This is a genomic window from Streptomyces sp. NPDC048197 (assembly GCF_043202395.1).
Taxonomy (GTDB): domain Bacteria; phylum Actinomycetota; class Actinomycetes; order Streptomycetales; family Streptomycetaceae; genus Streptomyces; species Streptomyces siderophoricus.
On sequence record NZ_JBIDAJ010000011.1, the window covers coordinates 1 to 12,824 of the forward strand.

General features: G+C 71.7%; 12 protein-coding genes. 6 read left to right on the forward strand and 6 right to left on the reverse strand.

Annotated elements, in window-relative coordinates:
- Positions 1 to 211 precede the first annotated feature (211 nt).
- The gene (locus ACGF4C_RS16830) at positions 212 to 802 is read right to left on the reverse strand and encodes a hypothetical protein (protein ID WP_393566961.1); all 591 of its coding nucleotides are present in this window, start codon (positions 800 to 802) and stop codon (positions 212 to 214) included.
- 578 nt (positions 803 to 1,380) lie between these two features.
- Here ACGF4C_RS16830 and ACGF4C_RS16835 point away from each other — a divergent pair.
- A complete protein-coding gene (locus tag ACGF4C_RS16835; protein ID WP_393566963.1) occupies positions 1,381 to 2,934 on the forward strand; it encodes a glutamate--cysteine ligase in 1,554 nt (517 codons plus the stop codon).
- Between the two features lie 43 nt (positions 2,935 to 2,977).
- On the opposite strand, the gene ACGF4C_RS16840 is transcribed toward ACGF4C_RS16835, so the two are convergent.
- On the reverse strand, positions 2,978 to 4,765 hold the full coding sequence (locus ACGF4C_RS16840; protein ID WP_393566965.1) for a substrate-binding and VWA domain-containing protein: 1,788 nt from the start codon (positions 4,763 to 4,765) through the stop codon (positions 2,978 to 2,980).
- 173 nt (positions 4,766 to 4,938) lie between these two features.
- On the opposite strand from ACGF4C_RS16840, the gene ACGF4C_RS16845 reads away from it, so the two are divergent.
- A complete protein-coding gene (locus tag ACGF4C_RS16845; RefSeq protein WP_393566966.1) occupies positions 4,939 to 5,781 on the forward strand; it encodes a CPBP family intramembrane glutamic endopeptidase in 843 nt (280 codons plus the stop codon).
- A 762-nt stretch (positions 5,782 to 6,543) separates the two neighbouring features.
- On the opposite strand, the gene ACGF4C_RS16850 is transcribed toward ACGF4C_RS16845, so the two are convergent.
- Positions 6,544 to 7,365 carry a PhzF family phenazine biosynthesis protein gene (locus ACGF4C_RS16850; protein WP_393566967.1) on the reverse strand — a complete coding sequence of 274 codons (822 nt, stop codon included), beginning with the start codon at positions 7,363 to 7,365 and terminating at the stop codon, positions 6,544 to 6,546.
- Between the two features lie 303 nt (positions 7,366 to 7,668).
- Here ACGF4C_RS16850 and ACGF4C_RS16855 point away from each other — a divergent pair, with 303 nt between their 5' ends.
- Complete coding sequence (locus tag ACGF4C_RS16855; RefSeq protein ID WP_393567233.1) at positions 7,669 to 8,295, forward strand: PadR family transcriptional regulator; 627 nt, start codon at positions 7,669 to 7,671, stop codon at positions 8,293 to 8,295.
- 106 nt (positions 8,296 to 8,401) lie between these two features.
- Here ACGF4C_RS16855 and ACGF4C_RS16860 read toward each other — a convergent pair whose 3' ends face one another.
- A complete protein-coding gene (locus ACGF4C_RS16860; protein WP_393566968.1) occupies positions 8,402 to 8,830 on the reverse strand; it encodes an SRPBCC family protein in 429 nt (142 codons plus the stop codon).
- Between the two features lie 334 nt (positions 8,831 to 9,164).
- Between ACGF4C_RS16860 and ACGF4C_RS16865 the strand changes: the two genes are divergently transcribed.
- The gene (locus ACGF4C_RS16865; protein ID WP_393566970.1) at positions 9,165 to 9,695 is read left to right on the forward strand and encodes a Clp protease N-terminal domain-containing protein; all 531 of its coding nucleotides are present in this window, start codon (positions 9,165 to 9,167) and stop codon (positions 9,693 to 9,695) included.
- A gap of 49 nt (positions 9,696 to 9,744) precedes the next feature.
- A complete protein-coding gene (locus ACGF4C_RS16870) occupies positions 9,745 to 10,965 on the forward strand; it encodes a DMT family transporter (protein WP_393566971.1) in 1,221 nt (406 codons plus the stop codon).
- Positions 10,966 to 11,354: 389 nt separating this feature from the next.
- Here ACGF4C_RS16870 and ACGF4C_RS16875 read toward each other — a convergent pair whose 3' ends face one another.
- A complete protein-coding gene (locus ACGF4C_RS16875) occupies positions 11,355 to 11,735 on the reverse strand; it encodes a hypothetical protein (protein WP_393566972.1) in 381 nt (126 codons plus the stop codon).
- Between the two features lie 24 nt (positions 11,736 to 11,759).
- On the opposite strand from ACGF4C_RS16875, the gene ACGF4C_RS16880 reads away from it, so the two are divergent.
- A complete protein-coding gene (locus ACGF4C_RS16880) occupies positions 11,760 to 12,041 on the forward strand; it encodes a hypothetical protein (RefSeq protein ID WP_393566974.1) in 282 nt (93 codons plus the stop codon).
- Between the two features lie 113 nt (positions 12,042 to 12,154).
- On the opposite strand, the gene ACGF4C_RS16885 is transcribed toward ACGF4C_RS16880, so the two are convergent.
- Positions 12,155 to 12,817 carry an FMN-binding negative transcriptional regulator gene (locus ACGF4C_RS16885; protein ID WP_393566976.1) on the reverse strand — a complete coding sequence of 221 codons (663 nt, stop codon included), beginning with the start codon at positions 12,815 to 12,817 and terminating at the stop codon, positions 12,155 to 12,157.
- Between the last annotated feature and the right edge of the window lie 7 nt (positions 12,818 to 12,824).

The following is a 12,824-nucleotide window of genomic DNA, read 5'->3' on the forward strand; positions in this document are numbered from 1 at the left end:
CCAGAAGGGCGTCCAGGTTTGTCGTCACACACGAGCCAACGGGCGCCCTTCGCCATGGTCGCGGCCAGCATGAACATAGGACTCATTCATCTAGGCCGCGCGGGTGAGCACGGCAGCGCGCCCCGCGGCCGGAATGGGCCACGGGGCACGCTCGTGAGGGGCGTGGTGCGCCGGTGCGCGGGTACCCGGAGGGACGCCGCCGGCTTGCGGCTCAGGCCGGTTCGCGCAGCTCCAGGGGCGCGGAGGCCAGACGCAGGGTGAGCCGGGGGAGCAGGTCGGCGACGTGGTGCGGACGATGGGCGGCGATGCCGGGCGGGGCGGGCGCCAGCGGCACCAGCAGGTCACCGGCGGCCGGCAGCCCCTCGGCCCCGTCGGAGGAGAGGTCGTGGTGCAGCCACAGGGTGAGCATGTACAGCTCCGGTACGGACAGCAGCCGGGGCTGGTAGGGCGTGGTGAGCGCCTCGGACTGCGCCAGCGCCCGTTCGGTCGAGGCGACGTAGGGCCCGCCGCAGAAGCGCCCGAAGGTCCAGCCGTCCGCGGTGAGCACCGCCTCGGCGGTCGCCACGGCCCGCTCGCCGCCGCGGACCAGGAACTGCCAGCCGGCCAGCCGGGTGTGCGGCGTGTCGTCGGCCCGGCTGACGTCGTCCCAGACATGCAGCGGCAGGGGGTGGTCGGGGCTGAGCGGGCCCTGATGGGCGCGCAGGGCGGGGACGGGGGCCTCGCGGACGGCGGTGGGCGAGCCGAGGGCGGTCAGGATGCTGCGCAGGGCGGGCGCAGGGGCAGGGGCAACGTGCAGCGGCATGGTGGGTCGCCTCTCACTTCGGAGACACGGTGGAGCGCGGCAGGTGCAAACGGCGCTGTTTGCGTGCGGGGTCAGAGCGTGGCCGGCCGGGGCTGCGGCCCGGCGTGGGGAATCAGGGCCCGTCGTCGAACCACGGCACGGGTGGGAACACCGCGACACGGGGCGCCAAGTCTCTGCCTCGTAAGCGGAGTTTATACGACGTATGTTCTGAAAGTGTTTCGGCTACCGGCCTTGCGGATTTCCGGCAAGGCGGAATCCGGACCGGTCCGCGAGGTGATTTACTCCAATTTGTACGGAGCCTTTGTCGTGCCACCTCGTATTACCTCGCCGATGCGGTAGGCCGGATCTCGTCGGTGAATCTCACGAGCGAAATGCGGACGGCGATCGCCGCTGAGATATGCCCGTGGAAGATGCCGGACGGCGCACCACTTCGAGCCTATCGGCACCAGGCCGCCCCGGAGGCGTTATCGATCAGATTGCCGGGGCATCATCGACCGTAGCGCGAGCCCCGGTGTGCCCGGGTTCGCCCCCAAGCGGCCCGTGGCCGCGGGCCGTTCACTGGAGGAGGGACCCTTTCGATGGGGGAGAAGGTCGCCGCGGACGGGATCGACCTGGCGGACCGGGAGCGTTATCGAAGAAAGCTACACGACTGTCTCGAAGGATTGCACAGGCTCCTGGTGGAGAAGCGGTTCGACCGGCCCCGGAATCTCATGGGCCTGGAGATCGAGCTCAATCTCGCCGGAGCCGACGGGCGGCCCCGCATGCTGAACTCCCAGGTTCTCGAACGGATCGCCAGCCAGGATTTCCAGACCGAACTCGCCCAGTGCAATCTGGAAGTCAATATCCTTCCGCACCGGCTCTCAGGACGCGTCCTGGACCAGCTCGCCGAGGAACTCCGCACGGGGCTGTGTTACGCCGAAAGAAAGGCCCGCGAAGTCGCCGCCGGGATCGTGATGATCGGCATTCTGCCGACCCTGGACGCCACCGACCTGACCGTCGCCAGCCTCTCCGAGAACGACCGCTACGTCATGCTCAACGACCAGATGCGGGCGGCCCGCGGCGAGGACTTCGTCCTGGACATCCAGGGCGTCGAGCACCTGGTGGCGCGTTCCCCCTCGATCGCGCCGGAGGCCGCCTGCACCTCCGTCCAGCTGCACCTCCAGGTGACACCGGGCCGCTTCGCCGGCGTATGGAACGCGGCCCAGGCCATTGCCGCCGCCCAGATCGCGGTCGGCGCCAACTCGCCGTTCCTCTTCGGCCGTGAACTGTGGCGGGAGTCGCGGCCGCCGGTCTTCCAGCAGGCCACCGACACCCGCGCACCGGAACTACAGGCACAGGGCGTACGCCCGCGCACCTGGTTCGGCGAACGCTGGGTCGAGTCCGCATACGACCTCTTCGAGGAGAACCTGCGCTACTTCCCGCCACTGCTCCCGGTGTGCGGCCCGCAGGAACCGCTGCGGGTCCTGGCCGAGGGCGGCGTGCCCGACCTGGCCGAACTGGTGCTGCACAACGGCACCATCTACCGCTGGAACCGCCCCGTCTACGCGGTCGCCGACGGCGTCGCCCACCTCAGGGTCGAGAACCGGGTGCTGCCGGCCGGCCCCACCGTCGCCGACACCATCGCCAACACCGCGTTCTACTACGGCCTGGTGCGCGCCCTGGCCGAGGAACCGCGCCCCATCTGGACCCGCCTCCCGTTCGAGGCCGCGGCCGGAAACTTCGACGCCGCCTGCCGGTACGGCATCGACGCGACCCTGCAATGGCCCCGCCCCGGCCGGACCACCGCCCTCGCCGACATCCCGGCCGTACGGCTGGTACGCCAGGAACTGCTGCCGCTGGCGGCCCGCGGACTGGACGCCTGGGGGGTGGAGCCGGCCGACCGTGACCACTATCTGGCCATCATCGAGGAGCGCTGCCGACGGCGGGTCAACGGCGCCTCCTGGCAGGCCGCGGCCTACCACCACGCCCGCCGGCAGGGTCTGGACCGGGACGCCGCACTCGCCGCGATGACCCGGCGCTACAGCGAGCTGATGCACACCGGGCAGCCGGTGCACACCTGGCCGGTCGCCTGGCCGCTCGGCGCCCGCACCGCGGTGCCGGGTCCCCGCCAGGCGGCGACCGAGGGGGCGTAGCCGCCACCAGGGGCCGAGGCCAGGGGAGGTTTGCGGCGCGGGTTCAGCGCGGGGCGTTGCTGCCCGCCGCCATGACGGCCTTGAGGATCACCTGGTGGATCTGCGACGGATCGTCCACCCGGTGGGCCGAGCCACCCGTGGGCGCCACGATCCGGTCCAACGCCGATGCGTCGGCCTCCGGACCGATCGCGACGGCGATCAGCGGCACCGGACGTCCCGGATCCGACAGCTTGCCCAGTTTGGTGATCAGGTCATCGAGCCCGATGCTGCTCGCGTCGTCATTGACGCCGTCGGTGATGAGCACCACCGCGTTGAACTTCCCGCTCGTGTACGTCCGGCGGGCCTCCTCGTAGGCGGCGAGGACGGTGTCGTACAGGCCGGTGGCGCCGTGCGGCACCGGGGCCAGCGAGCCGAACGCGGCGGCGAGCGCGTCACGGTGGGTGCCGTCGCCGCCCTCCGGGTCGCCGAGGCGACCGGTCGGGGACAGCTCCTGATAGTCCTTCTCGCCGTCCAGGTGGGTGGCGAACTTCCACAGCCCGATCTCGTCCTCGGGCGTGAACGTGGCCAGCGCCTGGAGGAGCGAATTCCGGGCGAGGTCCATCCGGGTCTGGCCGCCCCGCCCCGGCACTGCGTTGCCCATCGACGCGGAGGCGTCCACCACGGTGGAGATCCGGGCACTCTGCACCGTGATCGTCCACATACCCAGCAGGGCCTGGAGCTGCTTGGCCGTCGGCGGCTCGGCCGGTGCGGCGTTGTACGGCTGCGGATCGCGCCCGCCGGCCGCCGCCAGCACCTCGGCGTCCGCCCTGCCGTCCCCGGTCCGGAAGCCGTGCTCGTGCAACGCGCGCTGCCCGTCGGGCTCGCCCAGCAGGGTCATGAAGCGGCTGGCGGCCCGCGACTGCTCGGGGCTCATCTCGTCCTCGTCGACCAGCGCGTACGGGTAGTCGAGCCGGGCCGTGCCGTCCTCCGGGTAGAAGAGATCGAGGTCCGGGCCGCCGTGCGAGCTCTCGTTGTGGGCGAACGCGGCCTGTTCGGACAGCATCAGCGCCTGGTTACGGCGCGGATTTCCCTGCTCGGCACCGGAGTCGTCGCGCGGCAACGTGGCCATGACCTGACCGTCGCCGTCCGCGACCCGCTGATAGAGGAGCTTGGCGGTGGCCGCCGTACGGGTGGCCGCCTCGTCCCCGTCCCCGGCGTCCTCCGTGTTGGCGGCGCTGATACGGGACAGGGCCAGCAGCCCGGTGGCGCTGCGGGTGGGATCGGCGACACCTAGGCGCAGATCACCGCCCGAGGTCGCGCTCCGGGTGAGACCGGCCCAGGTGTAGCGCTTGTTAGGCCAGCCCAGGGACTTGGCCGCCTTGGGGACGGCACCCAGCGCCAGGGGTGACGAGGCGATGGCGCCGGCGGCCGTCAGCGGAGTGCCGCTCTCCGCCTCGACGCGGTCCACCCACAGGCTCGAATCCGGTATCCATACCTGGAACTCCGGGTCCGCGGGCCGCTGTCCGAACGAGTCGGCGAGCTCGTGGGAGGGCCGCGCGACGACCCGGACGTCGAGACACCTGCCGTCGGTACGTGTCGCCTTCTCGCGGGCCGTATCGGCCACCGCCTCGACGGCCGGCGCAATATCGGGCGAGGCGGCGACAGTGATCCGCACCGACGGGCCGTCGCACCGCCCACCGAAGGGCAGCAGGCCGCTGCGCAGCGCCACTACGGAACCGGCGGCGACCGCCAGGACGAGGCCGGTGGACAGGACGATGGTGCGGCGCCGGGGTCCGGGGCGGGCCCCCGTGGACTTCGCTGTGGGGCCGTCGGGCAAGCTGTGTCGTCCCATTGCGGTAGCGCCTCTCCTTCTCGGAGCTCGATCGGGAATCGATGGGGGAGGAGGGAATGCGCCACGTGGATGGCGCCCGTCCCCGGCCTGTCGCGCGCGATCTTCGTACCTGCTGTCGAGACCCTAGCGGGGCGGTGGTGGCGAAGAGGTGGTAATGCGGAAGTGGAGGAAGCGTGCAGTCGGATACAAGTCCCGGGTCCGGTGCGGACGTTCCGGGGGAGGGCTCCGGCGGAGGGGCGGGACCAGGCGCGTCTCAGCCGCCCTCCCGGAGCGTCCTGCGCAGTGAGACGCTGATCGTCCTGGCCCTGTCCGTGGGCGCGAGCGCGCTCTCGTCGCTGATCAGCTTCATCGGGTCGCTGACCAAACCCGGGGGCCTCAAACACCAGGCGGCGACCCTCAACGCCTCCCATGCGCCCGGGCGGCCGTGGCTGGATCTCGCCTGGCAGCTGTTCGGGATCGCCACCGCCTTGGTGCCCGTGGCGCTGGTCGCGCACCTCCTGATGCGCGAACGGGCCGGCGGACTCCGCGCGATCGGCTTCGACCGGCGGCGGCCCGGCTTCGACCTCGGCCGGGGAACGGGCCTGGCGGCCGCCATCGGCGGCAGCGGCCTGCTGCTCTATCTGGGCGCGCGGGCGGCCGGTGTCAACCTGACGGTGGTCCCCGAGGCACTGCCCGATGTGTGGTGGAAGATCCCGGTACTGATCGCCTCCGCGGTGCAGAACGCCGTACTGGAGGAGGTCATCGTCGTCGGCTATCTGCTGCGCAGACTGGGCCAGTTGGGCTGGACCCCGATGGCCGCCCTGGTGGCCAGCTCCCTGCTGCGCGGCTCGTACCACCTGTACCAGGGCATCGGCGGCTTCCTCGGCAACATGGTGATGGGCGCCATCTTCGTCCTCCTCTACCGCCGCTGGCACCGCGTCGGCCCCCTGGTGGCTGCCCACGCCCTCATCGACACGGTCGCGTTCGTGGGCTACGCGGTATTGGCGGGGCGGGTGGGGTGGTTGCCTACGGGGTGAGGGGTGAGGGGTGAGGGGTGAGGGGTGAGGGGTGAGGGATGAGGGATGAGGGGTGGGTTTGTTGGGGCTTGGCTGGGTGGTGCCTGTAGTCGGTCTCTGCAGTCGTGTGTGCAGTTGGTAGTCGTTGGCCGTCCCTGTGTTGGCGGACCGCTGCTCGTCTCCGTAACCCGGAGGTCATCGACGTCGCTCGCTGTCCGTAACCCGTCGGGCGTCGACCGCTGTTGGTAGCCGGTAGCCGGTAGCCGGTAGCCGGTAGCCGGTAGCCGGTAGCCGGTAGCCGGTAGCCGGTAGCCGGTAGCCCGTACGCCGTCGACCTTCGCTCGCTGAACGCCTGCCGATGCTTCCCCCGCCCCCTCCCCCTCTCCCCCTTCGGGGGGGGAGGGGGCGGGGGGTGGGTTCGGGGGTGGGGGGAGTCGTGAGGTTTCGCGCGTGCGCGGGCCGAAGCCTGAGAGCGGGCGCCCGGCTTGGCGGGGAGCGGCCGGTCGGGGGACCGCGGAGGGGCGGCGGCCTGGGAGGCCCGGGCGACGCGGGAGGGCCCGGACAGCGTCTGTGGGGTGTGGGGAGCCGATGATCGGGTTGGGGTGTGGCCCGGGCCCCGACGGGCCCCCGCCGGCTGCAGGAGCCGCTTCGGAGCGGGCCGGAGTGGGCCGGAGCGAGCCGGACCGGTGCCCGACGGACGGTTCTCGGCCGGTTCGGGCCGGCTCTTGCTCTGGCGCCGCGCCCCTGCCACCCGGCCGAGGCGCTCAGCGCAAAGACGGCCGGTCAGGACTTGGTCAGCAGTTCACCGTCGATCACCGTGACCGCGGAACCGGTCAGCAGCGTACGGTCGCCGCGCAGTTCGGTGCGTACGTAGCCGGTACGGGCCGCACCCTGCAGGCCGACCAGTGAGTTGCGGCCCAGCCGTGCCGACCAGAACGGGGCGAGCGCGGTGTGCGCGCTGCCCGTTACCGGGTCCTCGTCGATGCCGACCGCAGGGAAGAAGCATCGCGAGAAGAAGTCGTAGCCACCGGCGGGGTCTTCGGCGCGGGCGGTGGCGATCACCCCGCGGCCGCCGTGCCCGGCCAGCGCCTTGAAGTCCGGGGTCAAGGCCCGCACGGACGTCTCGTCGGCCAGCTCGACCAGCAGATCACCGACGTTCGGGCCCGTGTCGTGGGCCGAGAGGATGTCGACGCCCAGCGCGGCCGCGACGACGGGCGGCACCTCGACCGGGCTGAGCGGCGCGGTCGGGAAGTCCATGGTGATCGCGCCGTCGTCGCCGGCCGTTGTGGTCAGCACCCCGCTGCGGGTACGGAAGCGGACCGTACCGGCGGCGGTCCCGGTGCTGTGCAGAACGTGCGCGGTGGCCAAAGTGGCGTGCCCGCACATGTTCACCTCGGCGGCCGGGGTGAGCCAGCGCAATGCCCAGTCGGCGTCGCCGCCCTCCGGCAGTGGGTGTGCGAAGGCGGTTTCGGAGAGGTTGACCTCTCTTGCGACCTGCTGCAGCCAGTCCGTTTCGGGAAAGGCGTCGGAGTCGAGGAGCAGGACTCCCGCGGGGTTGCCGGCGAACGGACGCTCACTGAAGGCGTCCACGATGCGAATCCTCATGAGCGCGAGCGTAGAGGGGCCACCGAGCCACGGGCCAAGGCCAATCCCGGGAAATTGGATCGGAAGGGGGTGCTCGGGCGCCGAGTGGACCGGTGGACGCCAGCCGGATCCCGCGCATCGTGAGGTGTGCAGGCGTGCAGGCGTCAGGCGTGGAGGCATAGCGACGCGGCGGCGACGGATGCGCTGACGTGCCCGGACCTGCCTCGTCGAATCGGATGTAGCTCGGGTCTTGCTTCGGCGAACAGTCCCGATATATCGTTGAAGCATCGCGACAGATCAACGATAGAAATGGAGGACGTCACCATGCGTTCCCAAGGACACGATCACGGACACGAGTACCGGCACGAGCACCACGGGCCCGGACGCCACGGCGGTCGGAGTGACTTCGGGGGTGGCTGGGAGCGGCGGCGCTCCGCCTTCGGCCCCTTCGGCCCGCCGTTCGGAGGCCCGCCCTTCGGTGGCGGCCGGGGGCGTGGCGGCCCGCGCGGGCGGGCCCGGCGCGGGGATGTGCGCGCGTCTATACTGGCGCTGCTCAAGGACCGCCCGATGCACGGCTACGAAATGATCCAGGAGATCGCCGAGCGCAGCGGCGGGGCGTGGAAGCCCAGCCCCGGCTCGGTCTACCCGACCCTGCAACTCCTCGAGGACGAGGGGCTGATCGCCAGCGCCAGTGAGGGCGGCAAGAAGCTGTTCTCGCTGACCGAGGCCGGACGCGCCGAGGCCGACAGTGGCTCTGACGCCCCCTGGGAGGACGCCGGCCGCGGTGTCGACTGGGAGGCGATGAATGAGATACGCAAGGCGGGTGGCGGCCTGGTCGAGGCGTTCCGGCAGGTGTGGGCCACCGGCAGTCCCGAGCAGCGGGAGAAGGCCATGGCGGTGGTCAACAAGGCCCGTAAGGAGCTGTATCTGATCCTCGCCGAAGAGGACTGATGCCGCTGGCTCCCTGTAGGAGAGGGCTGGCGTCGGGGGTCTCGTTGAATGGGGTGACGTCGGTCCGAGTGCCGGGCGCCGCGGGTCGGGCGCCAGGTGCCGGGGCTCAGGCGAGCAGGCCGGCGAGCTTGCGCAGTGACTCGTTCAGTGCGGCGCTCGCCGAATCCTTCAGTTTGCCTGCCATCAGGGAGACCGCCGCGCCCGTGAACGATCCGTCGATCTGAACGGTGGTCGCCTCGCCGTCCGGTGTGAGGGCGTAACGCATTCCGAGATTGACGCCCATGGGGCCCTTGCCCGCGATGTCGAGCAACCGGCCAGGCTCCAGTGCTCGTACGGTCCAGGTGACCTCGGCGGGGAAGCCCATCAGTTTCATGTTCTCCTCGTAGGCCGCGCCCACTTCCAGTGTCTCCGGGCCGCCCTTCGGGAAGGAGGTGTGGGTGGCGTTCCACTGCCCGTAGGCATCGAAGTCGGTGAGCCGGTTCCAGACCGTCTCGGTCGGTGCCTCGATGCGGGCCTGTGCGGTGACTTCGGCCATGCGATCACCCCTCCGGTGGCGGTCCTGGCTGGTGCCGCGGAACGTAGCCGGGCGGGGGAGAAGGTTCAATACCGGCGACGCTTGATTCTGATGGCTCGTCAGTTCTGGTGGTGGCAGCCCCTACTGGGTGGCCGCCCGTACTGCCGTCGAGGAGCTCGCGGGAGGGGGAAGGTCTCATTCCCGGATGTCCGACCTCCACGGAATCTGCATATTCTCTCCGTCTTATCTCCTCCCTGAGGAGGAGATGCCGGAGCGGTATCCCCAACCAGCGTGGGATGCGCAAATGCTTCCCGGCGGGGATGCCCGGGCGTTCAGGGGGTGGTGGGGTGGGGTTGTGCAAAACCGTACTGCGTATAGCGGAGCCGACGACTCCGTCCGGGAGGACCTCGACAGCAGGCTCACCGTCGAACTCGCGTCGGTGGTCTCCGCGGCCCGCAGGCGGGCCACCCGGGATGGTGACCGGCAGGTCGACACCGCGCATCTGCTGCACGGTCTCCTGGAGTCGGACCCCGCCGTGCGCGCGGCCTTCGACGGCGGACCGCAGGTGGCACGGCTGCTCGGCTACCTCGTCCAGCGCAGCATCGGCTACGGACTCCAGTGGCTCGGCACGGTCGAGGACTCGGGCGCCGTTCCGGTGGTCACCGAAGGCGGTGTCCCCGGATGGTCACCGGCCGCGGCCGCCGCCATGGACGGCGCCCTCGACCGTGCACACGCCCGCTACGACACCCGCGCCGGCTGCCTCGATCTGCTCGCCGCTCTCGTCGACGATCCCGAATCGCGAGCCGTCGAGGTGTTGCGCCGGGCCTCCGTCGACACCGCCCGGCTCGCCGCCCGTCTGGACGGGGATCGCGCCGGCCAGGACTGACAGGGGTCTCGGGGGTTGCGCTGCTGACGGCGGCTGTCATGATGACCCGATGCACGCGTCATCAGGGAGCCCGGCAGGTCGAGCGGCCGGCCCGGGTCAGGGAACTGCGGGGTCCTGGCCGGACCAGCGATCGTCCGCGCTCGACGGGAGCCGGGTCGGCGCGCCGCGGGGCCGTGGTGCCGGCGTCGGCATCGCCCTGCTGTCGGCGCTCGCCTTCGGCGGCTCCGGCGTGGCCGCCAAACCCCTGATCACGGCCGGTCTCGAACCGCTGCATGTCACGTGGCTCCGGGTCGCCGGCGCGGCGCTGGTCATGCTGCCGGTGGCCTGGCGCCACCGCGATCTGCCGCGCCGCCGTCCGGCTCTGCTCGTCGGCTTCGGGCTGCTCGCCGTCGCCGGTGTGCAGGCGTGTTACTTCGCCGCGCTCTCCCGCATCCCCGTAGGCGTGGCCCTGCTGATCGAATACCTGGCGCCGGCGCTGGTCCTCGGCTGGGTCCGGTTCGTACAGAAGCGGCCGGTCACCCGTGCCGCGGCGCTCGGTGTGGTGCTCGCCGTCGGCGGCCTCGCCTGTGTCGTCGAGATCTGGTCCGGGCTGAGCTTTGACGCCCTCGGCCTGGCGCTCGCGCTGGGGGCGGCCTGCTGTCAGGTGGGCTACTTCGTGCTCTCCGACCACGGTAGCGATGGTGAGGACACGGCGGACCCGCTCGGGGTGATCGCCTACGGTCTGCTGATCGGCGCCGTCGTCCTCACCGCGATCGCGCGCCCCTGGGAACTCGACTGGGCGGTCCTCGGCGGCGGCGCGGACATGAACGGCACCCAGGTGCCCGCCGCCCTGCTGCTCGCCTGGATCGTGCTGGTCGCAACGGTGGCGGCCTATCTGACCGGAGTGGTGTCGATCCGCCGGCTCTCGCCCCAGGTGGCCGGGGTCGTCGCCTGTCTGGAGGCGGTCATCGCGACCGTACTGGCCTGGGTGCTGCTCGGTGAACACCTCTCCGCTCCGCAGATCCTGGGCGGGGTCGTCGTCCTGATCGGCGCCTTCATTGCGCAGTTGGCCAAGCCGCAGACGACCGAGTCGTTGGTCGTGGCGGGAGCGGCCCCAGGGGAGGCCACCGGCCCGGCGGAGGCTACGGCGCTGAGGGAGACCACGGCGATGGGGGAGACCGCGGAAGCTCGTGGCGACGCCACCTCGTACGGCAGTGGCGCGGCCGCAGCCGGGGCGGGCGCGCCGGCGGGTGCCGGGGACGGAGTGCCGCCGGGATCGCCCGCCGCATAGCGCATGGACCATGCAGGTCACTGTGCTCTGCTCTCCTTGCCTGGCGCGTAAGGCGGGCGGCGGCCTCCGAGGACATCCAGGCTCGGGTCCACTACCGAGCTGACCGTCGCTGCCTGCAGACGGGACACGCGGCCTTTCCTCGGCGCACCGCGCCGACCGGCCCTTCTCGGAGCACCGTCCCTGCGTGCCACCCCCTCCTCCTCCGCCGCCCTGCCCATGGGCCGGGGGCTGCTGCACGTGACGTTCGCCGCCACCGCATGGGGCGCCGCCGGGACGCCGGCTGACGCCGGCTCGACGGCCCCGCCGCTCCGACCCCGTACGAGCCCGGCGCGAGCGCGGCGTTCTCGCACGCTCGTAACTGGCATGGCACTGGCCGTCTTCCGGGGCGCCTACTTCGCCGCCGTGCAGACGACCGGGTCGGCCGTCGGCACCAACGTCACCATGGGGCGGGGCCGGTTCTCATCGCCGTCGAGGCGTGCGTGACGGTGGGGGAGCGGCTCGCCGCGGGCGGTGCGCCGGTAGTCATCGGGGCGCTGGCGGGGCTGACCGTCCCGCTCCTCGGCGGAGGCGGCGCGGCCGTCCGTGCGTCCCGCCGGTATCGCCGACGTCCTGCTGTTCGAGGCCGCTGCGCCGCGATGACGCTGGTCGCCCGGCGGGCTGGGCAGGGGCGGCGGCAGCGATCCGTACGCCTCGGCGATCGGCGCCTTCGTGGTTGGGTGCGGTCTGTCTGCTGCCGCTCGTGGTGGTGGGGGCTCTGGGCCCAGGCGCACGACCTGGTGCGCAGCCTCTGGCTGATGGGGTACGTGACGGCGGTGCCGACCATGCTCGGCTATGTGCCGTCCTTCGTGGTGCCGGCCGCCTTACGCGCGACGATCGCCTCGGTGAATGCGCTGATCGAGCCGGTGTACGCCGCGGCCGCCATTGCGGTGCTCTTCCTCTATGAGCGGCTCGCCACGCCGATCGCGATCGCGTTCGGGATGGGCGTGCTGCCGACGGCGGTTGCCGTGCTGGCCGTGACGGAGGCGCGCAGTGCCGTGGCGACGACCCCGCCGGCCACGGCGGCGGCGCCCGGCTGAGTCGACGGCAACGGGCCGGGCAAGGGGGCGAGGTGATGGCACCGCTGCGTACGCCGCGGAGGAGCCCGGCCGGCGGCATCGGCCGGGCTCCCTTCCTCTGCAGGACATCCGGGTCAGGGAGCGGGCGTCCTCGGGACCGCACCGGCCGCTGCCAGGCGGCGCTGCTGGTGGGCGCGGGCGGCTGCGTCGCCGGGGCCGTTCCGTTCGGCGAGGCGTCCCGAGATGCGGTGCTGGACGGTCTCGCTTCGCTTGCCTCCGTATTTGAACTTGGCGCGGATGTCGTGCACTTCGAGGCGCAGGCCGCGGATGCCGGAGAGCAGCCGTCCGTACGGTGCCTCACCGGCGGTGACCGGGGCCGAGCCGCCCTCAGGCTGGAAGTGACCCATCTGCCGTTGCAGCAGCGCCGCCTTCGCCTCCGGATCGTCCACGACATGAGCCGTGCAGCTCAGCTGGACCGCGGCGTAGAAGCTCGTGGGGACGCCGTGCTCGGGCGGCTTGCCCTCCTCGGCCTGCCAGGGGCCGGGGATGAAGGTGTAGTCGTCCACCACGCTCAGCAGCACCTGCGGACGGTCCGCCAGCGCCTCCCAGAGGGGATTCGGGCGGGCCAGATGCGTCACCGCCTCGCCGCGGTCCAAGTCGTAGGCGAAGTGCAGGGGCTGCACCAGCGGCGGTTCACCGGGCCGTCCGTTGGCGGCCAGCTGGCCGAAGTCGTGTGCGGCGAGCCAGCGTTGCCACTCGGCGTCATCGGTCGGGGCGTCCCAGGGGTGTATCAGCACGGGTGCT